This is a genomic window from Phocaeicola sartorii JCM 17136 = DSM 21941 (genome assembly GCF_054653615.1).
On record NZ_BAAIFW010000005.1, the window covers coordinates 2,316,938 to 2,339,740 of the forward strand.

Consider the following 22,803-nt stretch of genomic DNA (forward strand, 5'->3'; position numbering starts at 1 on the left):
CACTTTATATTGTTATTAAGGTATTATAATTTAATACTGACAGTATGAAGAAGAATTTATTATTGTATGGTGTGTTTCTTTGCGCCCTCTCCATGTCCTCTTGTTCCGGTGGTTCCAAGAGTAGCCATGCTATGGACAACAGTAGTATGAGTGTGGAGAATGCGAATGAAGTGATGAAGTATTATGAAACCTCATTGAAAGTCCTGAAAGGCTTGGTTGATGAGGATGAGATAAGAGCGGTACTGGGATATTTGGACCAAAAGATATCGGTGGATTCTTTGCCTGTGATGTCACAGCCTGTGGTACCGGTTCAAGATACAGTGTTTGTTTCCAATCCGGGAAATTACTTCAGCGAGAATGATCGTCAGAATCTGAAGGAAAACTATGGCCGCTTGTTTCGTTCCATTTCCGCATTTTATGAGAACTACAAGACTTACCGGCTGTATATGCAGGACCAATCATACAAAAAGGATAATAATGCTTTGGCGGATAAAATAAGAAAAGAGGAGCTTTTATTGAGTATCGCTTTGTCCGAATACAAACAGGTTATATTTGACATATTGACTCCGATGGTTGAGGGGGCTAAAACAGCTCTGACCCCTATTGAGGGGAATGTTAAAGGCAAATAGAAATATAACTGGTGGCTGAAAGGCTGCCAGTTTGGACCGTATTATGTATAGTAAATCTTTGCCATTCTCTTCTTTGTTTTGGGGAGAGGTAGTTCCATTTCCAGTTTTCTTTATTTTTTCTTTTAAATATTGGGGGCCTGTTTGGGAATTTTTTTGGATAGGTCTTTTATATGTTTCCCATCTGTGGAAGCTTGACATCCAAATAGGAGATGCTTGCTTGTAGGGCTTTTTTTGTTTAAGTTTATGTTATAGTGATGGGAAAGCCTGACGGTTTAAGTGTATAAGATAAATAAAGCTCAGATGGATTACTGAGATTGTTTTAATTGCTCGCTTAATAGGATGAATGTAATAAAATTGTTAATAACTTTCATATAACTTTTCTATAAATAATGTGAAGTTTAATAAGGGGTTTTTTATCTTTGTAGCAAATTAATTGTAAAAAAGTGCTGTAATATTATTTATGATGGAAAAATCGTATGTTATAAACAGAATTAAAGAATTATGCAATAAAAAGAATGACAGAGAGATAGCTCTGGATTTTTCTTATAATAATAGGATATTCCATGCAAAATATTTATTTCTAGGCAATGATCTTTATGTTACGGACACATTAAGTGTTATTGAATTAAAGGACTTGGATATGGGGGTTCTGAGCAGACTTAGCGAATTATTAAAAATATACGATAACTGATTTTCCTTGTGCAGCCATTGATGGCTGTACGCTCATTTGTATTTTAAAGCGGTGGCCCGGGAGGGGTAGCCGCTTTTGTGTTGACGAAGCCCCTGTAACAAAAAAAGGAGTAACTTTTGTTACTCCTTTTGTACACCCTCAGGGATTCGAACCCTGGACCCACTGATTAAGAGTCAGTTGCTCTACCAACTGAGCTAAGAGTGCAAATTGCAAACCATTTTCTTCTTCGTACACCCTCAGGGACTCGAACCCTGGACCCATTGATTAAGAGTCAATTGCTCTACCAGCTGAGCTAAGAGTGCAAATTGCAAACTATTTCATCTTTTGTACACCCTCAGGGATTCGAACCCTGGACCCACTGATTAAGAGTCAGTTGCTCTACCAACTGAGCTAAGAGTGCATTCATTTCTGATTTGCGGTTGCAAAGGTAGGTGTTTTCTTTTAAACATCCAACATTTTGCATCATTTTTTCACCATTTCATCGAAATTTATTCGAACTCATAGACATCTGAAGGCGTATTTCGCTTTAAAGCAACGACTTGCACATCTTTACCGACGATAATTCCTTTGCTTCGTAGTGAGAGCTCTACTGTCTTATATGCCAGTTCGGGGTGGTTATTGTCTTTGCTAAGGTGGCATAGCCAGATGTATTTAAGACCTTCATTGATGTTTTCTGCCAAAAAATCGGCTGTTTCGCGGTTACTCATGTGACCGTTAGGGCCGGCAATGCGCTCTTTTAAATATGGGGGATAAGGTCCCATTTTCAACATCTCTTCATCGTAATTCGCTTCCAGAACCAAATAGTTGGCTTTACATATATATTCGGCGGCAGTGGGAGTGATATGCCCCAAGTCGGTAAGGAAAGAAAATATTTTGCCGTCTATATTCATGCAATAACCTACATTGTCTGTTCCATCGTGAGGAACTTCGAAAGCGGTGATTGCGAAATCTTCCAATTTCATCGTCTCACCTTTGTGCAGGTAGTGTACGCAGGACGATAATTTCTCGGTCATGCAATAGCTTTTGTTGATTCCTGCATGTACTTCCGGAGTGGAGTAAACAGGAATTCCAAATTTTTCTCCCAAGTGCCCCACGGCTTTGATGTGGTCGGCATGATCGTGTGTAACGAATACTGCCCGGATAATATCCAGCCCGATTCCAAATTCTTTTAATGTTTTTTTTATTGTACGGATACCAATACCTGCATCCACCAATATGCCATATTTGTCTGTTCCGAGAAAATAGCAGTTGCCACTACTTCCGCTTGCGAGACTTATAAATTTGATTTTCATTTTGTTGCTCTCCCAATTCTAGTGAATCCCCACGTCTCTTGTGTTAAAAGAGCCGCAAATATACATAAAAAAAGGAGGAAATAAAATAGAAACGGGCTTTTTCGGAAAGATGATTTAGTGGATGTTGTCTGGAAGAATGCCTGGAATCCGGATTATGGAATACACAGATAATAGCCCTTTCCTTTGATTGTTATTAATTTATATTCTTGGAATTCTTTTAAAACTTTCCATATTGATTTAATGTGTGAGTCTATTTTTTCATTGGCATTGTCATCTGTGGACTGATAAGGAAATAACGGAAACTATAGAAGGATTGCTATAACAGGAATGAGGATGGAACAAAAGGTGTTTATCAGACACATTTGCTCCATCCTCATTTATTTATATCCGGCACTCTGACGGTTGTCAGAACTGGAAGAACTTCTTGGCATTATTATAGCAAATATCTTCCACCATCTGATTGACGCGTTCTATCTCGCAAGCAGGGATTTCGCCGTTTTCCACATCATTGCCTAGCAAGTTACACAAGGTACGACGGAAGTATTCGTGACGCGGATAAGAAAGGAATGAACGAGAGTCTGTCAGCATACCTACGAAGCGGCTCAGCAAGCCCAGCAATGACAGTGCATTCATCTGTTTTTCCATACCGTCTTTCTGATCGAGGAACCACCATCCTGAACCGAATTGAATCTTGCCCGGAATTGTACCATCCTGGAAGTTACCCAGCATTGTGGCGATAACTTCGTTGGCACAAGGATTCAAATTATAAAGGATGGTTTTGGTCAGTTTGCCTTCTGTATTCAAGCGGTCAAGGAATTTTGCCATCGCTTTGGCGGTGGTAAACTCACCGATTGAATCGAAACCGGTATCAGGTCCCAGCAGTTTGAACATCTTGGTGTTGTTGTTACGGATTGCTCCATAGTGGAACTGCTGAGTCCAGCCTTTTTCCCAGTCCATTTCTCCAAATACGATCAGCATGGCTGATTTGAATTTCAGGATTTCTTCCTTGGTCAGTTCTGTACCACCATATACCTTATTAAATATAGCATTGATTTCAGCATCGGTATAGTCTTCGGCATAAAATTCTTCAATTCCGTGGTCAGATAATTTACAACCTTGTTCAGCAAAGAAGTCATGACGTTTGCGCAAAGCAGCCACCATGTCATCGAAAGAAGAGATCGTGACACCGCTTACAGCAGATAATTTTTCCATATAAGCACGGAAATCAGCGGGAACTTCTACTGCCATTGCCTTGTCCGGACGCCAGGTGGGAAGCATTTTAATTTCGAATCCGCTTTCACGGGTTTTGATGTGATATTCCAATGAATCTACCGGATCATCGGTTGTACAAACGGTTTCGACATGATAACGACGCATCATGCCTCGTGCGGAGTATTCCGGTTTGGCAAGCTTTTCATTACATTCATCAAAAATCTCACGGGCTGTTTTCGGATTCAATACTTTATTGATTCCAAATGCGGTTTTTAATTCCAAATGAGTCCAGTGATACAACGGGTTGCGGAAGGTATAAGGAACTGTTTCTGCCCATTTCTCGAATTTTTCCCAGTCCGTGGTGTCTTTACCGGTACAATAACGCTCGTCCACACCGTTAGTACGCATGGCACGCCATTTATAGTGGTCTCCACCCAACCAGATTTCTGTCAGTGATTTGAACTGATAGTCATCGGCAACCATCTGGGGAATCAGGTGGCAGTGGTAATCGATAATAGGCATTTTAGCCGCATGTTCATGATACAACTTCTGCGCAGTTTCTGTCTGAAGCAAGAAGTTTTCATCCATAAAGTTTTTCATAAGTAGTCTTTTTATATCTATATAATTGTTGTTTATTTTGACTTTCAGTAAAAACGTGTTCTAAAAAAGATGTCGAAGAGCATCTCTTTAGATTTATTAACCGTTATCGAACACGAAAGTAGAAATTTTATTTGGAATAACAAAATTATTTGTATCTTTGCGGCGAAGATTTAAAGATTTTAAATGCTTGAATAAATGAGGATATATAAAAACTTAAATATATATTACCATTTAAGAGAAAGCATGAATACCATGAGTACACATTAAAATCTGAATCGTCTTCATTAAGTATAGGTATGGATAAACACATAATATAATTAAAAATATGAAAGCATTAAACAAGGAGACAGCAGCAAAGACTCAACGTCCCGAAAGAATCATTCAATTTGGTGAGGGTAACTTCCTTCGTGCATTTGTGGATTGGATTATCTACAACATGAACGAAAAAACTGATTTCAACAGCAGTGTGGTAGTGGTTCAGCCTATTGAAAAAGGTATGGTTGACATGTTGAACGGGCAAGATTGTCTGTATCATGTAAACTTGCAGGGTTTGGATAAAGGACAGGTGGTTAACAGTCTGACAAAAATTGATGTGATCAGCCGCGCCTTGAATCCTTATTCTCAGAATGATGAATTTATGAAATTGGCGGAACAGCCGGAAATGCGTTTCGTTATCTCTAATACGACGGAGGCCGGTATCGCTTTTGATCCTGCTTGTAAGTTGGATGATGCCCCCGCTTCATCTTATCCGGGTAAACTGACTCAGTTGCTGTATCACCGTTATAAAACGTTCAATGGCGACAAGAGCAAAGGTTTGATAATTTTCCCTTGCGAATTGATTTTCCTGAACGGTCATAAACTGAAAGAAACCATCTATCAATATATTGAATTGTGGAACCTGGGTGAAGACTTCAAGCAATGGTTTGAGGAAGCTTGTGGTGTCTACGCTACTTTGGTAGACCGTATTGTGCCGGGATTCCCCCGCAAAGATATCGCTGCTATTAAAGAAAAATTGCAGTATGATGACAATCTGGTGGTACAGGCAGAAATCTTCCATTTGTGGGTGATTGAAGCTCCGCAGGAGATCGCCAAGGAATTCCCTGCCGACAAAGCCGGTTTGAATGTATTGTTCGTTCCGTCTGAAGCTCCTTATCACGAAAGAAAAGTCACTTTGCTGAACGGTCCTCACACTGTGTTGTCTCCGGTGGCTTATCTGTCTGGAATCAACATTGTGCGCGAGGCTTGCGAGCACGAAGTGGTAGGCAAGTACATTCACAAAGTGATGTTCGATGAACTGATGGAAACCTTGAACCTGCCGAAAGAAGAATTGAAGAAGTTTGCGGAAGATGTTTTGGAGCGTTTCAACAATCCGTTTGTTGATCACCAGGTAACTTCTATCATGTTGAACTCATTCCCTAAATATGAAACTCGCGATCTCCCGGGCTTGAAAGTTTATCTGGAACGTAAGGGTGAGTTGCCTAAAGGCTTGGTATTGGGATTGGCGGCTATCATTACTTATTATAAAGGTGGTGTTCGTGCTGACGGTGCTGAGATTGTTCCGAACGATGCTCCTGAAATCATGAATCTGCTGAAAGAACTTTGGGCTACAGGCTGTACTCAGAAAGTGGCGGAAGGCGTGTTGGCAGCAGAATCTATTTGGGGTGAGAACTTGAACAATATTCCGGGCTTGACCGCAGCAGTAAAAGCTGATCTTGACTCTATTCAAGAAAAGGGTATGCTGGAAACAGTAAAGGGCATTCTCTAATCAGATTAATTGTTAGAAATAGTTTATAAATTCCTTGGGGGAGATTTGGTTATTAAACTGAATCTCCCTATTTTTGTATCTGACAGATACAGAATAAGATGGAAAAATATGAATTTAGGACTAAGCAGCCTTTATGGATATGGATTACGGCTGTTCTTCTGATTGGCTGTGTATCGGTTTATGCAATCAAGACCCACAATTACTTTCTGATAATTATGTGGAGTGTTTATTATGCTTTTTCTTTGAGTTATGCATATCGGGTATATACCATTACCCCCGACACCTTTGTGTTAAAGCAAGGCTGGCTGAAGCCTCGTACTTTTCGGTTGGAAGATATCACATCGGTTGAGAGAAAATATACGAAAGAACACCATCTAAGTTCCTTGGTCATTCGATATTCTGCTCCGGACATGCATCATAACTTCTTTGAAATCAAGAAATGCGATACGGATGTGGAAGGTATTCTGAACGCTATCTTGGACTATCATCCTTCCGTATCTGTTCGTTGACGGATAAGCATGAAGAAAAAAGGCTGAAGGAGTCATTAGTATCTCCTATAGGTATGGTCGATTCTTTTTGTTTTTATGGTTAAACCTTTTTAAATGTATCTTTTCTATCTCCATAGCCTTTGGAGTTAACTCCGCAAACTTGGGAGATAGAAGTTATGCCTTCAAAGAGCTTTAATCATAGGGATGCGAGAGTTTGGGGACAGGTTCACCAGAGTTTGTCCTGTGTGGAAGCCTCCCATGTAGTATGTTTTTTCATTTCCGTGATGGGATAAGATTCAGTAACTAAGGTATAATAATCTGTAATTGGGGTTATAACCCTGTCCGGATAACCTCTTATTTTTGTAACCGGAATATTTCAACTAACTGAAAAAGCTGTATTTTAGCAGGTGTTAAACAATTTAGGACTATGGATAAGATATTAAATTTAGACAGTGTGGATCAATATAACAGTCTATACGGACTTGAAACGCTGAACCCATTGGTCAGCGTCATTGATTTGAACAAGGCTACCCGGCAGATGGACTATGTGCACTGGAACTATGGTGTTTATGCACTTTATCTGAAATTGGAGAAAGCTTGTGACATCAAATACGGGCGTCGGAGTTATGATTATCAAGAAGGAACCGTGGTATGTTTTGCTCCGGGACAAACAACGGAAACCACATTGACCACCGACCGTGTGCAGTTGAATGTGCTTGGAATTCTTTTTCATCCGGATTTGTTACGGGGGACCACGCTTGGAAAAACAATAAAGAAATATACCTTCTTTTCGTATGAAGTGAGCGAGGCGCTGCACCTTTCGGAAGATGAACGCAATATTATGACAGATTGCTTGAAGATTATCCGTATGGAACTGGAACGGGGAGTGGACAAGCACAGTAAGACCTTGCTGGTAAACTATATAGAACTGCTTCTTAATTACTGTATGCGTTTTTATGAACGTCAGTTCGCCACCCGCAGTCATTCGAACCATGATGTGTTGACACGCTTTGAAGGGTTGCTTGACGATTATTTTGAGGGCGAACTTGCCGAGCGCGACGGATTGCCTACCGTGAAATACTTTGCTGACAAACTGTGCCTTTCATCCAACTACTTCGGGGATATGTTCAAGAAGGAAACCGGCAAGACTCCACAGGAATATATTCAGGAAAAAGTGATAGAACTGGCGAAAGAACGGATGTCCGACAGGAGAGAAACCGTCAGCAGGGTAGCTTATTCACTGGGATTTCAATATCCGCAGCATTTCTGCCGGTTGTTCAAGAAACGTGTGGGCTGTACACCGAATGAATATCGTGCACAAAACCTTCTTTTATAGTATCCTGTTTTAACAAGCAATGGAAGAGACTATGTTGGACTTGAGGACTGTATATGAATGTAACCGCTGTCTGGGTTGCAAGACATTGCATCCGCAGGTGAGCATCATCAATCTGGAGAATCCTTCCTTGGAAGAGGATGCGGTGAAATTTGAATTCTATGCTGTCTTGCTGATTGAGGATTGTTCGGGCGGTTGTTGCTGCTGCGGACGGAAATATTATGATTACTCCAATGCTACCATGGTGTTTCTCACTCCCGGTGAGATCTTTCGTATGAGTAAGGAGAATACGTTGCCGGATAAAGGATATCTTTTGGCATTTCATCCTGACCTGTTGTTCCGCACCTCACTGAAGAATCATATTAAAAATTATACCTTTTTCCATTATCGCAAGGAAGAAGCGTTGCATCTTTCACGGCGTGAGACAGAGAAAGTGACGTGTTGCCTCTCGAATATAGAGGATGAGTTGCATCATCCCATTGATACTCATAGCAGTATTATTCTTTCCCGGCATATAGAACTTCTGTTGGATTATTGCACCCGGTATTATGAACGCCAGTTTATTACCCGTGAGAATAAGAACAAGGCTCTTTTGGAAAAAATGGAACGTTTGTTTGTGGAATATATCGCATCCGGAAGGTTGCAGGGCGGCAAGTTGCCCACATCCGGCTATATGGCGGGAGAGCTTGATTTGTCTGTCGCTTACTTCAATGATCTGCTGAAATTTGAAACCGGCAAAACTTTGGAGGAATATTTTGAACTGAAGCGGTTGGATATAGCCAGGCACATGCTGTTGCAGGACGGTCATACGCCTGCTGCTGTTGCACGGAAGTTAGGCTATCCTAATGTGCAGTGTTTCAGTATGCTTTTCAAGAAAATAACAGGTGTCGCCCCCAGTGATTACCGGCTCTCGCAGAATTGATAACCGGGTTGCAGTACCATGTTTTTGTGATACTGTTCCCTTCTGTAAAAATGGTAATTCTATCTGTAATTTATCTACAAAGAATGAATGGGGCCTGGCTTATCTTTGCATTGTGAAATGAAAGCGGCTTTGTCCGCATCGGAATGAAGCAAGACAACAGATGAAATAATATAAACAGATAGAACGATGTATATTGAACAAGTAAATTCTCCGCAAGACATAAAACAGTTTTCTGCGGAACAGTTAAGACAGTTGGCCGGTGAAGTCCGCAATGCATTATTGACCAAGTTAAGTGCTCACGGAGGGCATGTGGGTCCTAATCTGGGAATGGTGGAGGTTACAATAGCATTGCACTATGTATTCAATTCACCGACGGATAAGATGGTATATGATGTATCCCATCAAAGTTATACGCATAAGATGCTGACCGGGCGTAAGGATGCTTTCCTGAATCCGGAGGATTATGATGTGGTGTCCGGATACACCAATCCCCGGGAAAGCGAGCACGATTTTTTCACTATCGGCCATACTTCCACCTCTGTCAGTCTGGCTTGCGGTCTTGCCAAAGCCAGAGATCTGAAAGGCGGACACGAGAATATCATTGCCGTGATAGGGGATGGATCGCTCAGCGGCGGAGAAGCTTATGAAGGTCTGAGTAATGCGGGAGAAATGGGAACCAACCTTATTATAGTGGTTAATGATAATGAAATGTCCATTGCCGAAAACCACGGCGGGCTCTATCAGAACCTGAAGGAACTGCGCGACACGGAGGGACGGTCGTTCTGTAATTTCTTCCGTTCTCTGGGGCTGGATTATCTTTATGTGGGAGAGGGGAATGATATTCCGTCTTTGGTTGCGGCTTTTGCCAAGGTGAAAGATACATCACGTCCCACAGTGGTTCATATTCATACACAGAAAGGAAAGGGATACGCTCCGGCAGAAGCCGACCGGGAGGAATTTCATTGGGAAATGCCTTTCGATCTGGAAACGGGTAAGCCGAAGGCTGATTGCAGTGGTATGGAGGATTACCATAGCCTGACTGGGAAATTTTTGTTGGAGAAGATGAAAGAGGACCAGACGGTTGTTGCCATCAGTTCGGGTACTCCTGCTGTGATAGGTTTTACTCCTGAACGCCGGAAACAGGCAGGGCGTCAGTTTGTGGATGTAGGTATTGCCGAGGAACATGCCGTGGCATTGGCGTCGGGTATTGCTGCCGGTGGCGGACGTCCGGTGTACGGAGTTTACAGTACTTTTATCCAGCGTTGCTATGACCAGTTGTCTCAGGATTTGTGTATCAATGGAAATCCGGCGGTGATCACTGTGTTTATGGGGACAGTAGCCGGAATGAACGATGTGACTCATCTGGGCTTCTTCGATATTCCGCTTATCAGCAACATCCCGAATATGGTTTATCTGGCTCCTACGTGTTCCGAAGAGTATTTTGCTATGTTGGAATGGGCTGTCCGCCAGACGGAATATCCCGTTGCTATCCGTGTGCCGGGAGCGGCAGTGGTGCATCGTAAGGAAGAGTTTGACACGGATTATAGCGAGTTAAACCGCTACAAAATGACAGCCAGGGGAGAAACTGTCGCTATTCTTGCATTGGGTTCTTTCTATGATTTGGGACAGGCTTTGAAGAATAAGCTCTGGGAAGAGTCGGGTGTTGAGGCTACTTTGATTAATCCCCGTTACATAACAGGGCTTGACGAACCGATGCTGGAAGAGTTGAAAGTGGGGCATCGTATTGTCGTAACGTTGGAAGACGGGGTGTTGGATGGAGGATTCGGCGAGAAGATAGCGCGTTATTATGGTAATTCTGAAATGCGGGTGCTGAATTACGGACTTCGTAAAGATTTTGCAGACCGCTATAATCTGGACGAGCTGATGAAATCCAACCGATTGACTGATAGGCAGATGGCGGAGGATATTGCCGGTATATTGGGATAATTGTTTTACGGAATGGCTGAAGTCCACGACTTCAGCCATTTTTGTAATAGTGAAATAGATAAGCCGGATTAAAACTGTTTGTTACCATAAGCATGAGAACTGGAATACTTATTCTTTTTCCAGAAGCGAATAAAACACAGGATGATAATCGGGAAGTAGTTCCGGGTGAAAAGCTTTTATCCTATATAAGGAAGGAACAACTAAGGACGAATGGGCACTTTCTTTGGCAGGATGAGAGGCTTGTTTCCAGTTTTTAATCCATAATTAACCTGCGTGACGGTTATTCTTTCGACTTTCACGCATTTCAGGCTTTTGATGAAGATTTACATATAGGGGATGCAGGTGGAACTGCTTCTATGATTGGAACTGGCAAAAGACTTGACAGATAGAATAAATAACCTATTATAGGACTTTAGAACAGATTATTTTAGATAATAATTCTTTTGATACACTTTATTTAGAATAATTATCCGAATTGAAAAACTTTATTGGATGTAAAATCTACTATTCCTATCTTTGTTGCGACATAAATCTGAGAATTGGTTAATATAAAGATAAATCCTCTATTGTAACTGTGCGATAGAGGGGTTATTGGAATTAATAAGTAAAAAGGTCAAAAAAGATGGGTATTGCTGAGTTAATAAATAAGGAAAAGAAAACAGCCTTTTCTTTCGAGGTTCTTCCACCATTGAAGGGTACGGGAATTGAAAAGCTATATGATACAATAGATACATTGCGGGAATTTGATCCTCTTTATATCAATATTACCACTCATCGTAGCGAGTATGTGTATCGTGAGCTGGGAGATGGCTTATATGAACGTAATCGTTATCGGCGTCGTCCGGGAACAGTGGCGGTGGCTGCGGCTATACATAATAAATATGATATCACTGTTGTGCCACATATTTTGTGCAGTGGCTTCTCACGTGAAGATACGGAATATATATTGCTTGATTTACAATTTTTAGGCATTACTAATTTGCTGGTACTCCGGGGGGACAAGGCAAAGGATGAATCTTCTTTTGTTCCCGAGGAAAACGGCTATGCACATGCTTTGGAGTTGGAGGAGCAGATCAATGCCTTTAATGAAGGCAAGTTTATTGATGGAACGCCTATTCAAGCTCCCTTGAGTCCTTTTCGTTATGGTGTGGCTGGTTATCCCGAGAAGCATGAGGAATCTCCCAATATGGAACAGGACTTGTATTGGTTGAAGAAGAAAGTGGAAACTGGAGCCAGTTATGTAGTGACACAAATGTTCTATGATAACCAAAAATACATTGACTTCGTGGAGCGTGCAAGAAAAGAGGGGATTCATGTTCCTATCGTACCGGGCATCAAACCTTTTTCCAAACTGTCACAGCTTAGCGTTATTCCCAAAACATTCAATGTGGATTTACCGCAGGAGCTGGTAATGGAAGCTATGAAATGCAAGGATAATAAAGAGGCTCGTGCATTAGGCATAGAGTGGTGTGTCAATCAATGCCGAGAGTTGATAGAGTATGGAGTTCCGGGGATACATTTTTATACAGTGGGTGCGGTGGAGAATGTGAAAGAGGTGGCGAGGGCTGTTTATTGATGGTATCGGAACAGACAATAAAATAGAGGCAGCCTTTTGAAAAACTGCCTCTATGGATAGTACCGGCCGGGAGTTCTGATACTCCTTGATATGATTGGAATTTTGCAATATATCTGACGGGTAACTTTAAGCAAGCGCCAATATTAATAGTTGTGCTGTAAGCACACGTAAAAACATGGTAAGCGGATAAACGGTGGCATAACCTACTGCCGGAGCGTCACAAGAGGTCAAATCATTGGAGTAGGCTAATGCGGGTGGATTGGTGGTAGCTCCGGACAATACTCCAATCAAGGTGTAATAGTTCAGTTTATAAACATATCGTCCTATTATTCCTACAATCAGTAAAGGCAGCAGCGTAATAATGGCACCGTATGCTATCCATACATATCCGCCCTCGTTAATGATTGTTTCGATGAATCCTTTACCGGCTCCTAATCCTACGCAAGCAAGGAAAAGTGAGATACCGATTTCACGTACCATCAAATTGGCACTTATGGTGGTATAGGTTATCAATTTATAATGTGGTCCGAAACGGCTTATCAGGATGGACACAATAAGGGGACCTCCTGCCAGTCCCAGTTTTACCGGTTGGGGGATACCGGGGAATAAAAAAGGAGTGCTTCCTAGAATACACCCTAATGCGATGCCTAAGAAAATAGGAATCAGGTTGGGATGATTCAAACGTTTCATAGAATTACCTAGAATCTTTTCGGCATGGGCTACAGCCAGTTCGCTACCCACAATCTTTACCCGGTCACCCATTTGTAGTTGCAGGTGGGGCGTGGCCACAAGATCTACACCCGAACGGTTTACACGGGTAATGCTTGCTCCGAAGTCATTCCGGATTTTTAGTTGGGCTAACGTCTTGCCGTTCAGTTCTGGTTTGGTAATCAGAATCTTTCTGGAAATAAGTTGTTTGTCTTGGAAATCCCATTCCACATTCACTTGCTTTCCAAAGAATACCGTGATGGCTTCCACATCTATCGGATTGGTAATGACAAGAATTTCATCGTGCATGTGGAATACTGTATCGGAGTTCACCAATTCTGTTTGCTGGTCTCCGTCACAATGGCGTATGCGTGAAATGACAAAATCACGGTTCACCAATGGTTTGATATCCTTTATCGTTTTACCTTCTACGGCCTCATTGCGTATTTCCAATGAGATAGGGCGTACGGTCAGTTCTTGCAGATGTCCCAATCCCCGTTCTGCATCGGCCTCTTCGGCTTTTGTGTTGATGCGCAGGATGTATTTCAATGCCAGCAGGGAAAGAATGCATCCTACCACGCCCAGCGGATAGGCTACGGCATACCCCAATGCTATTTCGGGGGCATCTATACCGTTCAAATCACTGTTTGCCTGCTGTGCGGCACCTAGTCCCGGGGTATTTGTCACTGCTCCCGAAAGGATACCTACCATTGTGGTAATGGGTACGCCCGTTACGAAATGGAGTATGACGGTAACGGTCACACCTAAAAATACAACCATCATGGCCAGCAGGTTCAGTGTGAATCCTCCTTTCTTGAATGCCGAGAAGAAACCGGGACCGACTTGCAGCCCGACTGAGTAGACAAACAATATCAGACCGAACTCCTTTAAGAAATGCAACAGATGTTCGTCCAGGTTCAGATTGAAATGACCGAATACAATTCCTACAAAAAGTATCCAGGTTACTCCCAATGAGATACCTGCCACTTTTATTTTTCCTAACATGATGCCGAAAGCAATGACTAGTGAAAGAATAAGTACGGAATGTGCTACTCCGCCGCCCCATAAATTAGGGTACCCTTCAAAGAGATTTCTAAAAAGTTCCATAATTCATTATCTAGTTTAATTATTTATAGTATCAATTTTATAATTCAAAAAGTTGTCTTTCAAAATATTAGAGTGGGTCTTATGGAATAGGATGCTTCGTTTTATAGCTGTCATCCCGGCAAAATGACTGCAAAGGTAGCTTATTTAATTGATAAACCATGAAACTTTAATTGCTTTCTTAGGATATTTACTTGATATGTCGGAATTATGAATTAATCTGTTATTCTAATTTCGATAATTTGCAATTTGCACTATCTTTGTATCCGTTTTTAAAGAAATACTAAAGAATGAAGCCACAATTACTCATAGGGGCCGCTACATCGGGAAGCGGAAAAACGACTTTTACGATGGGGTTGCTGCGGGCATTGCACAAACGAGGCCTGCGGGTACAGCCTTTTAAATGTGGTCCTGATTATATTGATACACAATTTCATACGCTGGCTGCTGACCATGAGTCGGTGAATTTGGATACTTGGATGGCGTCAAATACCCATGTACAACATCTGTATAATAAATATGGAGATGGAGCCGATGTATGTGTAACCGAAGGAGTGATGGGATTGTTCGACGGTTATCAAAGAATGCAGGGAAGTAGTGCTGAAATAGCCAGATTGTTGAATATTCCTGTAGTGCTTATAGTAAGTGCGCGTTCTACAGCTTATTCTGTGGCTCCGTTAATTTATGGCTTCAAGCATTTTAATCCGGCTGTGAAGATTGCAGGTATTGTTTTCAATCAAGTGTCATCTCCTTCTCATTTTGCTTATTTACGTGAAGCTTGTGTTGATGCAGGAGTAGAGTGTTTGGGATATCTGCCTATGACAGAAGGGTTGAAAATTCCATCCCGGCACTTGGGTTTGACATTGACAGCCAAACGTTCCATGAATACCTTAATAGAACAGGCAGCAGAATTGGTTGAGAAATATGTGGATCTGGATAAGCTGCTGAGCATTTGTCATCGTAATTTCCCGTGTCGGTATACATTGCCTTATAGTTCAGAAGCAGGGGTGGAAAGTTTTACTCCTTCTGCTAAAAAGATGAAGATAGCCATAGCGCGGGATCCGGCTTTCAACTTTATTTATAGAGAAAACATAGACCGCTTGTCTGCGCTAGGAAGTATTACTTATTTCAGTCCTGTATATGGTAGTGATTTGCCGGATGCTGATTTGGTTTATTTACCCGGAGGATATCCGGAATTATTCGCCCGTCAACTGCATCGGCGCAAAAAGTTAATGGAAGCATTAAGAACCTATGCAGAGGAAGGGGGGAAGATTTTGGCCGAGTGTGGAGGTATGATGTTTCTCACCCGTTCCCTGACAGTCCGTCAGGGAGGGACTGCATATTCCATGACTGGTATTTTGCCTTTGGATTGTACCATGGTGGGTGCCAGACTTCATTTGGGATATCGCCGTATAGAATATAAAGGGATGGAGCTTCGCGGACACGAATTTCATTATTCTAATGTCGTTGCTCCTGACGCTATGCCTTCTGTAGCAAAACAATTTACGGCAAGAGGCATGGAGGTGAGTACCCCGCTTTATAGATATAAAAACGTGATAGCCGGATATACTCATCTATATTGGGGTGAAACGGATATCTTGAAATTATGGAAAGTATGAAACGTATTTATACACGTACCGGAGATAAGGGCATGACAGGAATTCATGGTGGAGAGCGGGTTTTTAAAGATGATATCCGCATTGAAGCTAATGGATGTATTGATGAATTGAATGCTGTTATAGGAATTGTTCGTTCGTTTTTACCTCTAGGCCACGAATGGCAATCCTTGCTTTTTTCGATTCAGAAAAACATGATGGCAGTGATGAGCCATGTGGCTACACCATCAACTATCCGTGGAGGAAATCCTAATATCTTGCCTGATGATTTATGCTCTTTTTGTGAGGAGGCAATGGACACATTGATGGAACAGATGGAGGATAATGTTTTTTTTATCCTTCCTGGAGGAACGCCGGTCTCAGCACAGTTGCAGTTTGCTAGGACGGTGGCACGCCGGGCTGAACGGAGATTATGGACTTTGCATAAACAAGATCCGTTACCGGAAATTATTCTCCGGTTTATCAACCGGCTGTCCGATTTGTTTTTTGTTATGGCCCGTTATGAGATGCAACAACAGAACTGGACGGAAGAAAAGTGGCAGTCCTTTGCATATAAAAGAAAAAAGGAAGAGTAATGAAAAAGAATTTACACCCGATTATGTTGGCAGGAACAGGTAGTGATGTTGGCAAAAGTGTCATCACTGCTGCATTATGCCGCATTTTTAAACAGGACGGTTATCAACCGGCACCTTTTAAGGCACAGAATATGGCATTGAATTCATACGCTACTCCGGACGGACTGGAAATAGGACGTGCACAGGCTGTACAGGCCGAAGCGGCTGGAATTACTTGTCATACGGACATGAATCCTTTGTTATTGAAACCCAGTTCCGATCATACTTCGCAAGTGGTATTAAACGGTCGTCCCATCGGTAATCGTAATGCTTTCGAGTATTTCCGCAAGGAGGGACGTGAGGAGCTGAGACAGGAGGTGAACGCGGCCTTTGATCGTCTTGCCGCACGTTATAATCCCATTGTAATGGAAGGCGCGGGCAGTATTTCTGAAATAAATCTGCGGGATACTGATTTGGTGAATATGCCGATGGCCTGTTATGCGGATGCGGATGTGATTCTGGTAGCTGATATTGACCGGGGGGGCGTATTTGCCAGTGTCTATGGTTCGGTCATGTTGCAGACTCCTGAGGACAAGAAACGTATAAAAGGAGTGATCATTAATAAATTCAGAGGGGATATCCGCTTGTTTGAGCCGGGCGTGAAGATGATGGAGGATTTATGTGGTATTCCTGTCTTGGGAATAATACCTTATTATAGGGATATACATATTGAGGAAGAGGATTCCGTAGTTTTGGACTATAAACGGATGCAAGCAGTGGAAGGCAAAATAAACATAGCGGTCGTTCTGTTGCGCCATCTCTCGAACTTTACAGACTTCAACAGATTGGAACGGGATGAGCGGGTACACCTTTATTATACCAATAATACGGAAGAACTGGCCAAGGCTGATATAATTCTGCTTCCTGGCAGCAAAAGTACTTTGGATGACTTGTATGAGTTGAGGCGGAACGGGGTAGCGCAAGCTGTCCTGCGTGCGTATAGGGAAGGGGCTGCTGTGATGGGAATTTGTGGGGGATATCAATTGATGGGACTTGAGGTGCACGATCCGGAAGGAGTGGAGGGAGAGATCCGCCAGTTACCGGGACTGGGACTGCTTCCCGTCATTACTACGATGCAAGGGGAGAAGGTGACGCGGCAGGTGAATTTTCATTTTCTTGAGAATGCGGAAACTTGCCAAGGATATGAAATACACATGGGAGAAACCCGCCCGGCTCCGGGAATGTCTGTCGTTCCTTTGAACAAACTGGAAAACGGTGGAGAGGACGGTTGTTTTGTCAACCAAAAATGTATGGGAAGTTATATTCATGGAATATTGGATAATCAAGCATTTATAGATTATCTGCTGGAACCATACGCGGAAAAACTGGAGCATCATACGATGGTGGATTACCGGACTTATAAAGAAGAACAATATGATAAACTGGCAGAGCATGTACGCAGTCATCTTAATCTGCCTTTGTTGTACCAAATAATGAGTAGGAATGATTGAAGGACATGGTGATGATGCTTATAAGTATAAAGCAATAAAGATAAATTTCAGTTCAAACGTATATAATCATGTAGACCATAGCGGATTATACCAGTATTTGTCTCGGCAGATGGAAAGTATCCGTACTTATCCCGAACCGGAACCTTATTCGCTGGAAAAGGTTTTGGCGGAACGGTTTCGTCTTTCGTCTGAAGAAGTTTGTGTGACCAATGGGGCTACGGAAGCCATTTACTTAATAGCTCAGACATTCAGGAATCAGACTTCGGCTATCTTGATGCCGACTTTCAGCGAATATGCGGATGCTTGTCGTCTGCATGGTCATAAAGTGGTTCCTATATATAACTTGAACCGTTTGCCGGATAGGGGGAGGTTGATATGGTTATGTAATCCTAATAATCCCACCGGAGAGGTCAGGGAAAAGGAAGCCTTGACAGCCTGTATAAAACAAAATCGACAGCGTATTTTTATCATAGACCAGTCGTATGAATTCTTTACACAGAAGGCTTTGCTTACAGCTAGGAAGGCTGCGGAATTTCCGAATGTTATCCTGTTGCATTCCATGACAAAACGTTTTGCCGTGCCCGGTTTGCGTTTAGGATATATCACTGCATGTAAAGAACTGCTGCATGAAATCCGGACACAGCGGATGCCTTGGTCTGTTAATCAGTTGGCTATAGAGGCCGGGCATTATTTACTGTCTTCTTCTCAATGTGATATAGATATCCCCTTGTTGCTGAAAGAGAAAGAGAGGTTAGCTCAATCTTTACTTTCAATAGGGGGAATGGAGATATGGCCATCGGATACTCACTATATGTTAGTTCAATTGCGTATGGGAAAGGCGGCGGCTTTGAAAGAATATCTGGCAACAGAGCAGGGTATTCTTATTCGTGACGCATCCAATTTTGAAGGGCTGAATGAACACTTCTTCCGTATTGCTACACAAACTCCGGAAGAAAATGACAAACTGGTAGAAAGTATAAAGAAATGGACATATATGTATTAATCTTTCCGTTGTTGATAGGATGGATCTTGGATAAATTGCTCGGAGACCCGGCAGGGTTGCCGCATCCGGTGGTAGGATTCGGGAAGTTGATCTCTTTTTGTGAGAAACGATGGAACTGTGGGACACATCGGATATTGAAAGGAGGGGTGGCAGCTATTATGCTTATTTTATTGGTATATGTAGGATCGGCTTCAGCATTACATTATCTGTTTGCGCTGAACCGTTGGTTGGGTATTGTCCTGTCCGCTGTGCTTGTTTTCTATTGTCTGGCAGGAACGACACTTATCAATGAAGTAAGACAGGTTTTTCTGGCTGCAGACCATTCTTTGGAGGAAGGAAGAAAGCGGGTCTCCCGTATCGTGGGGCGTGATACTTCGGAACTGACAGATCAGGAAGTGCGTACGGCTGCTTTGGAAACATTGGCTGAGAACTTGAGTGACGGGGTTATTGCTCCATTATTCTGGTATTTGCTTTTGGGAGTTCCCGGTATGCTTGCTTATAAGATGGTCAATACGCTTGATTCTATGATAGGCTATAAGAATGAACGTTATCTTCGGTTCGGTTGTGTCGCTGCACATATTGATGATATGGCGAACTATGTTCCGGCTCGTTTAACCGCGTTTTTAATGGTGCTGTGTGCAGGACGTCCCGGTTTGCTGAGATTTGTAGGTAAATATGGTAACCGGCACGCCAGTCCTAATTCTGGTTATCCGGAGTCTGCTTTAGCAGGTATCTTGAATTGCCGTTTTGGAGGTCCTCATGTTTATTTTGGAGAAATAGTCTATAAACCTTTTATTGGAGATAAGGACCGGTTAGTCCAGACACAGGATATGCATAAGGCTGTCAATATAAACAGAAGAGCGGAAATTTTGATGGTTATAGTAAATATTGTTTGCTTATATTTGGTCAGCTGAAAAATATATATTACTTTTGTTACCGTTTTAGAGATGCGGCAGTAGCTCAGTTGGTAGAGCATCAGCTTCCCAAGCTGAGGGTCGCGGGTTCGAGTCCCGTTTGCCGCTCTGCTGATAATCAAGTAGTTAGATTTATTTCTAACTACTTTTTTTATTTGTTAATTGATTATTCGTGTTGTTATTGTGGGCTATTTCTTATATTTGCGGTGCAAATCAGATGCAAATTTAAGCGGTTTGCACCGTAAATAAATGACTATGGCTACCGTTAATTTCTATCTTGACACAAGAAGGGCAAAGGCTAACAATAAATACCCTATTAAGTTACGTATCCAGCATGAAAGCAAATTATTGCTTTCTACGGGGTTTGATTCTACTATTGAGGCATGGGATGGAAGTTGCTATAATAAGAAAGAGCCAAATTATAAATATAAAAATGCAGCATTGCGCAATATATTTGTCGCTGTAGAGAATTAACTTCTTGTCATGCATTCATCTAAAGGATATGAGGAAAGGACTTCGTTTACTCACGGATTTCCAAAACTGCCGGTTCTCTATGCCTACCGTTCTGAACCTTATTGTAAGAAGATAAAGACCTTCCGTGTCCGGTTGGAGAAGCTATTTTTTTTGTTTTCTAAATAATAGAAAAATATTTTGTTTTTCAGAAAACAAATAATATCTTTGTGTCAAATTAATGCGTTATGAGAATAATATCATTTGCAGCCATAAGAAATTACGCCCAAAAGCACGCTGATGCTGATGTACCTTTGCGTGATTGGTATAAAAAGACAGAAAAGGCAGATTGGTCGTGTTTGGCTGATATAAAGCAAACATTCAATAGTGTTGATTATGTAGGTAATGATAGATTTGTCTTTAACATTAAAGGCAATGATTACAGGTTGGTTGCTATGATTTTGTTTGCTGCTAAAAAAGTGTTTATCCGTTGGATAGGTACTCATAAAGAGTATGATAACAAAGATTGTTCAAATGCTTAAATTTGTTTGGTATGGCAAAGATAAAAACAGAAAAACAGTACAAGGCAGCTTGTTCAAGAATTGAAGAACTGCTTAAGGTCGTTAGTAATGATACTTCAACCGATGATAAAAATTTCCTCGAATTGGACTTGATTTCCGATTTGGTCGCAGACTATGAAGAGGAGCATTTCCCTATAGAAACTCCTTCTTTGGTGGATGTTATTAAGCTTCGTATGTATGAAATGGGGCTTACCCAAACAAAACTGTCAGAATTGTTAAATGTAAGTCCTTCCCGGATTAGCGAATACCTTTCAGGAAAGTGTGAACCAACATTGAAGGTTGCTCGTGAAATAAGCCGAAAACTAAATATTGATGCTAATATAGTGTTGGGTGTATAAGTTTTGTTTGTGATATATTTTAGGCGTGATTCCATTTGGTTTCGCGCCTTTTTTATATCATTTTACGACAATCGTTTCATTGTCGTATATCGCCCGTCCTATTATTTCTTCCCCTCTTTATTTATAGCGAAATTTACCGTATAAAATTATAAATCAAATTCATACGGTATGACAATCTTAGAACAAATCTTGGCAGGACTACAACAAAAATTCACTGGGGTGGACACTGCTATTCTTACCCGAATTGCCACCAAAAAGGCAGAGGGGGTAACGGACGAGATAAAGGTAAACTCCATCGTAGAGGGTATCAGTTTTTTGGACGTGCTTAACTCATACGGCGATTTCCGTGCCGGGGATGCTTCCCGTACTTCTTGAACTACGAGAAAAGGCATAATCTTAAAGACGGTAAGCCAATTGAGAACCCTAATTCCAATCCTAACCCTAATCCGAAGCCGGAAGATAAGACGGATGACATGGCGGCTATTATTGCCAACGCAGTGAGTACAGCTGTAAAGCCTCTTTCCGATGAACTTGCACAATTTAAGGCTGAAAAGTCACAAGCTACCCGGCAGGAGCAGATTATGGCAAAGGCAAAGGAGTATGGTATTCCCGAAAACTACGCCAAACGATGCGCCATTAAGGACGATGAGGACTTGGATGTTTATTTCAAGGACTTGAAACAGGAGTTTGCAAATGACGGCTTCATAATAGAAAAACTTTAAATTTATGACTACCCCGGCTTGCGAAAGTCGGGATAGTTTTGTATGTTTGTTGTAAAATGAATTATTTATGAAATACACTGTTAAAGAATATATTGCGAAATGCAATAAGAATCATCGTTACCTGTCATGGGAACATTGTTATGAAGCCTTTGGTAATCCTAATAATTCAATAGACCATTTGGCTTTGCATTTGGCTTTCTATCTTGCTAGCTGGGGAATGTACAGGGGGTCCACTGAGTTGCTACAAAAAGATTATAAAATTCATATTCCAATAGTAGAATATATAAAGCCATTAGCTTTAAAACGTGATAGTGTAATTGAAGTTGATAAAATACAAGAGGTTATGAATGAAATTAAAAATGGATATGAAAATATTGATATAAAAGCTTCAAAAACATTGCAAACAAAGGTCTTGTTGGGTACATTAGGATGTATTCCGGCTTTTGACCGTTTTTTTGTAGATGGATGGAAACTGAAAGAAGAGTCTATACCTACCATTAGCTCTGTCTATGAATTTGCAAAAAATCATATAAGAGATATAGAAGAATGCCAATTGATGATGGATAGAAACATACTTTATCCTCCAATGAAGATTGTAGATATGTATTTTTGGCAGTTAGGATATAATGAGTCCCAAAAGAAAAAAACTAAGGCAGCCAAATAAGCTGCCTTTTCCTGTTCTTCTGGAAATTTTCTTTACTTTACTGCAAAACACACCGATACTTCACTAAGTTTGCCCTTATGCAGTTGATAAAATAACATTCTACCATGTCCCCTTTAAACTCTTGAAGTTTACTGTTTAAAAATTGATTCTTTTTATTTATTTTGTAGATAAATAAAGATATTT

The 22,803-nt window shown here is 41.5% G+C and carries 20 protein-coding genes, 4 tRNA genes and 1 pseudogene; 19 read left to right on the forward strand and 6 right to left on the reverse strand.

Going from position 1 to position 22,803, the window contains the following annotated elements; genetic code table 11:
* Positions 1 to 44: 44 nt before the first annotated feature.
* Together ACYQ0C_RS09730 and ACYQ0C_RS09735 are read left to right on the forward strand one after the other, a co-directional pair.
* Positions 45 to 629: a DUF6845 domain-containing protein gene (locus ACYQ0C_RS09730; RefSeq protein WP_016276596.1), complete on the forward strand. Its 585-nt coding sequence runs from the start codon at positions 45 to 47 to the stop codon at positions 627 to 629.
* Positions 630 to 1,092: 463 nt separating this feature from the next.
* The gene (locus ACYQ0C_RS09735; protein ID WP_016276597.1) at positions 1,093 to 1,320 is read left to right on the forward strand and encodes a hypothetical protein; all 228 of its coding nucleotides are present in this window, start codon (positions 1,093 to 1,095) and stop codon (positions 1,318 to 1,320) included.
* Between the two features lie 131 nt (positions 1,321 to 1,451).
* On the opposite strand, the gene ACYQ0C_RS09740 is transcribed toward ACYQ0C_RS09735, so the two are convergent.
* The 5 genes from ACYQ0C_RS09740 to uxaC form a co-directional block, all read right to left on the reverse strand.
* A tRNA-Lys gene (locus tag ACYQ0C_RS09740) sits at positions 1,452 to 1,524 on the reverse strand.
* 25 nt (positions 1,525 to 1,549) lie between these two features.
* Positions 1,550 to 1,622: transfer RNA gene (locus ACYQ0C_RS09745), tRNA-Lys, on the reverse strand.
* 25 nt (positions 1,623 to 1,647) lie between these two features.
* Positions 1,648 to 1,720: transfer RNA gene (locus ACYQ0C_RS09750), tRNA-Lys, on the reverse strand.
* 88 nt (positions 1,721 to 1,808) lie between these two features.
* Complete coding sequence (locus ACYQ0C_RS09755) at positions 1,809 to 2,612, reverse strand: MBL fold metallo-hydrolase (RefSeq protein ID WP_016276598.1); 804 nt, start codon at positions 2,610 to 2,612, stop codon at positions 1,809 to 1,811.
* 405 nt (positions 2,613 to 3,017) lie between these two features.
* Complete coding sequence (gene uxaC, locus ACYQ0C_RS09760) at positions 3,018 to 4,424, reverse strand: glucuronate isomerase (RefSeq protein WP_005846562.1); 1,407 nt, start codon at positions 4,422 to 4,424, stop codon at positions 3,018 to 3,020.
* A gap of 325 nt (positions 4,425 to 4,749) precedes the next feature.
* Between uxaC and ACYQ0C_RS09765 the strand changes: the two genes are divergently transcribed.
* From ACYQ0C_RS09765 to metF, 6 genes are all read left to right on the forward strand, one after another.
* A complete protein-coding gene (locus tag ACYQ0C_RS09765; RefSeq protein ID WP_016276599.1) occupies positions 4,750 to 6,189 on the forward strand; it encodes a tagaturonate reductase in 1,440 nt (479 codons plus the stop codon).
* Positions 6,190 to 6,287: 98 nt separating this feature from the next.
* Positions 6,288 to 6,698 carry a hypothetical protein gene (locus ACYQ0C_RS09770; protein ID WP_016276600.1) on the forward strand — a complete coding sequence of 137 codons (411 nt, stop codon included), beginning with the start codon at positions 6,288 to 6,290 and terminating at the stop codon, positions 6,696 to 6,698.
* Positions 6,699 to 7,104: 406 nt separating this feature from the next.
* The gene (locus ACYQ0C_RS09775; protein WP_016276601.1) at positions 7,105 to 8,013 is read left to right on the forward strand and encodes a helix-turn-helix domain-containing protein; all 909 of its coding nucleotides are present in this window, start codon (positions 7,105 to 7,107) and stop codon (positions 8,011 to 8,013) included.
* 31 nt (positions 8,014 to 8,044) lie between these two features.
* Positions 8,045 to 8,932: a helix-turn-helix domain-containing protein gene (locus ACYQ0C_RS09780; RefSeq protein WP_016276602.1), complete on the forward strand. Its 888-nt coding sequence runs from the start codon at positions 8,045 to 8,047 to the stop codon at positions 8,930 to 8,932.
* A 186-nt stretch (positions 8,933 to 9,118) separates the two neighbouring features.
* Positions 9,119 to 10,879 carry a 1-deoxy-D-xylulose-5-phosphate synthase gene (locus ACYQ0C_RS09785; RefSeq protein WP_016276603.1) on the forward strand — a complete coding sequence of 587 codons (1,761 nt, stop codon included), beginning with the start codon at positions 9,119 to 9,121 and terminating at the stop codon, positions 10,877 to 10,879.
* Between the two features lie 622 nt (positions 10,880 to 11,501).
* A complete protein-coding gene (gene metF / locus ACYQ0C_RS09790; protein WP_016276604.1) occupies positions 11,502 to 12,455 on the forward strand; it encodes a methylenetetrahydrofolate reductase [NAD(P)H] in 954 nt (317 codons plus the stop codon).
* Positions 12,456 to 12,581: 126 nt separating this feature from the next.
* Here metF and ACYQ0C_RS09795 read toward each other — a convergent pair whose 3' ends face one another.
* Positions 12,582 to 14,270 (reverse strand): putative transporter, encoded by a 1,689-nt coding sequence (locus tag ACYQ0C_RS09795; protein WP_016276605.1) that lies wholly within the window; start codon positions 14,268 to 14,270, stop codon positions 12,582 to 12,584.
* 287 nt (positions 14,271 to 14,557) lie between these two features.
* On the opposite strand from ACYQ0C_RS09795, the gene ACYQ0C_RS09800 reads away from it, so the two are divergent.
* From ACYQ0C_RS09800 to ACYQ0C_RS09850, 11 genes and pseudogenes are all read left to right on the forward strand, one after another.
* Positions 14,558 to 15,886, forward strand: coding sequence for a cobyrinic acid a,c-diamide synthase CobB (locus ACYQ0C_RS09800; protein ID WP_016276606.1), 1,329 nt, complete (start codon positions 14,558 to 14,560; stop codon positions 15,884 to 15,886).
* Positions 15,883 to 16,458 carry a cob(I)yrinic acid a,c-diamide adenosyltransferase gene (locus ACYQ0C_RS09805; RefSeq protein WP_016276607.1) on the forward strand — a complete coding sequence of 192 codons (576 nt, stop codon included), beginning with the start codon at positions 15,883 to 15,885 and terminating at the stop codon, positions 16,456 to 16,458. Before ACYQ0C_RS09800 ends, ACYQ0C_RS09805 begins: the two co-directional genes overlap by 4 nt.
* Positions 16,458 to 17,948, forward strand: a complete 1,491-nt coding sequence (locus ACYQ0C_RS09810; RefSeq protein ID WP_016276608.1) for a cobyric acid synthase — start codon at positions 16,458 to 16,460, stop codon at positions 17,946 to 17,948. The genes ACYQ0C_RS09805 and ACYQ0C_RS09810 overlap by 1 nt, the downstream gene beginning before the upstream one ends.
* A complete protein-coding gene (locus ACYQ0C_RS09815; RefSeq protein WP_016276609.1) occupies positions 17,941 to 18,951 on the forward strand; it encodes a threonine-phosphate decarboxylase in 1,011 nt (336 codons plus the stop codon). Before ACYQ0C_RS09810 ends, ACYQ0C_RS09815 begins: the two co-directional genes overlap by 8 nt.
* Positions 18,933 to 19,865 (forward strand): adenosylcobinamide-phosphate synthase CbiB, encoded by a 933-nt coding sequence (gene cbiB / locus ACYQ0C_RS09820; protein WP_016276610.1) that lies wholly within the window; start codon positions 18,933 to 18,935, stop codon positions 19,863 to 19,865. Before ACYQ0C_RS09815 ends, cbiB begins: the two co-directional genes overlap by 19 nt.
* A 35-nt stretch (positions 19,866 to 19,900) precedes the next feature.
* Positions 19,901 to 19,973 (forward strand) — tRNA-Gly (locus ACYQ0C_RS09825).
* A gap of 147 nt (positions 19,974 to 20,120) precedes the next feature.
* Positions 20,121 to 20,339: an Arm DNA-binding domain-containing protein gene (locus ACYQ0C_RS09830; protein ID WP_016276611.1), complete on the forward strand. Its 219-nt coding sequence runs from the start codon at positions 20,121 to 20,123 to the stop codon at positions 20,337 to 20,339.
* A 224-nt stretch (positions 20,340 to 20,563) separates the two neighbouring features.
* A complete protein-coding gene (locus tag ACYQ0C_RS09835) occupies positions 20,564 to 20,857 on the forward strand; it encodes a type II toxin-antitoxin system HigB family toxin (RefSeq protein WP_016276612.1) in 294 nt (97 codons plus the stop codon).
* A gap of 11 nt (positions 20,858 to 20,868) precedes the next feature.
* A complete protein-coding gene (locus tag ACYQ0C_RS09840; protein ID WP_016276613.1) occupies positions 20,869 to 21,234 on the forward strand; it encodes a helix-turn-helix domain-containing protein in 366 nt (121 codons plus the stop codon).
* A 168-nt stretch (positions 21,235 to 21,402) separates the two neighbouring features.
* Positions 21,403 to 21,938, forward strand: a pseudogene (locus tag ACYQ0C_RS09845) (hypothetical protein); the annotation flags it as partial.
* Positions 21,939 to 22,023: 85 nt separating this feature from the next.
* Entirely contained in the window at positions 22,024 to 22,620 is a 597-nt protein-coding gene (locus tag ACYQ0C_RS09850; RefSeq protein WP_016276616.1) for a hypothetical protein, read from the forward strand.
* The last annotated feature ends 183 nt before the right edge of the window (positions 22,621 to 22,803 follow it).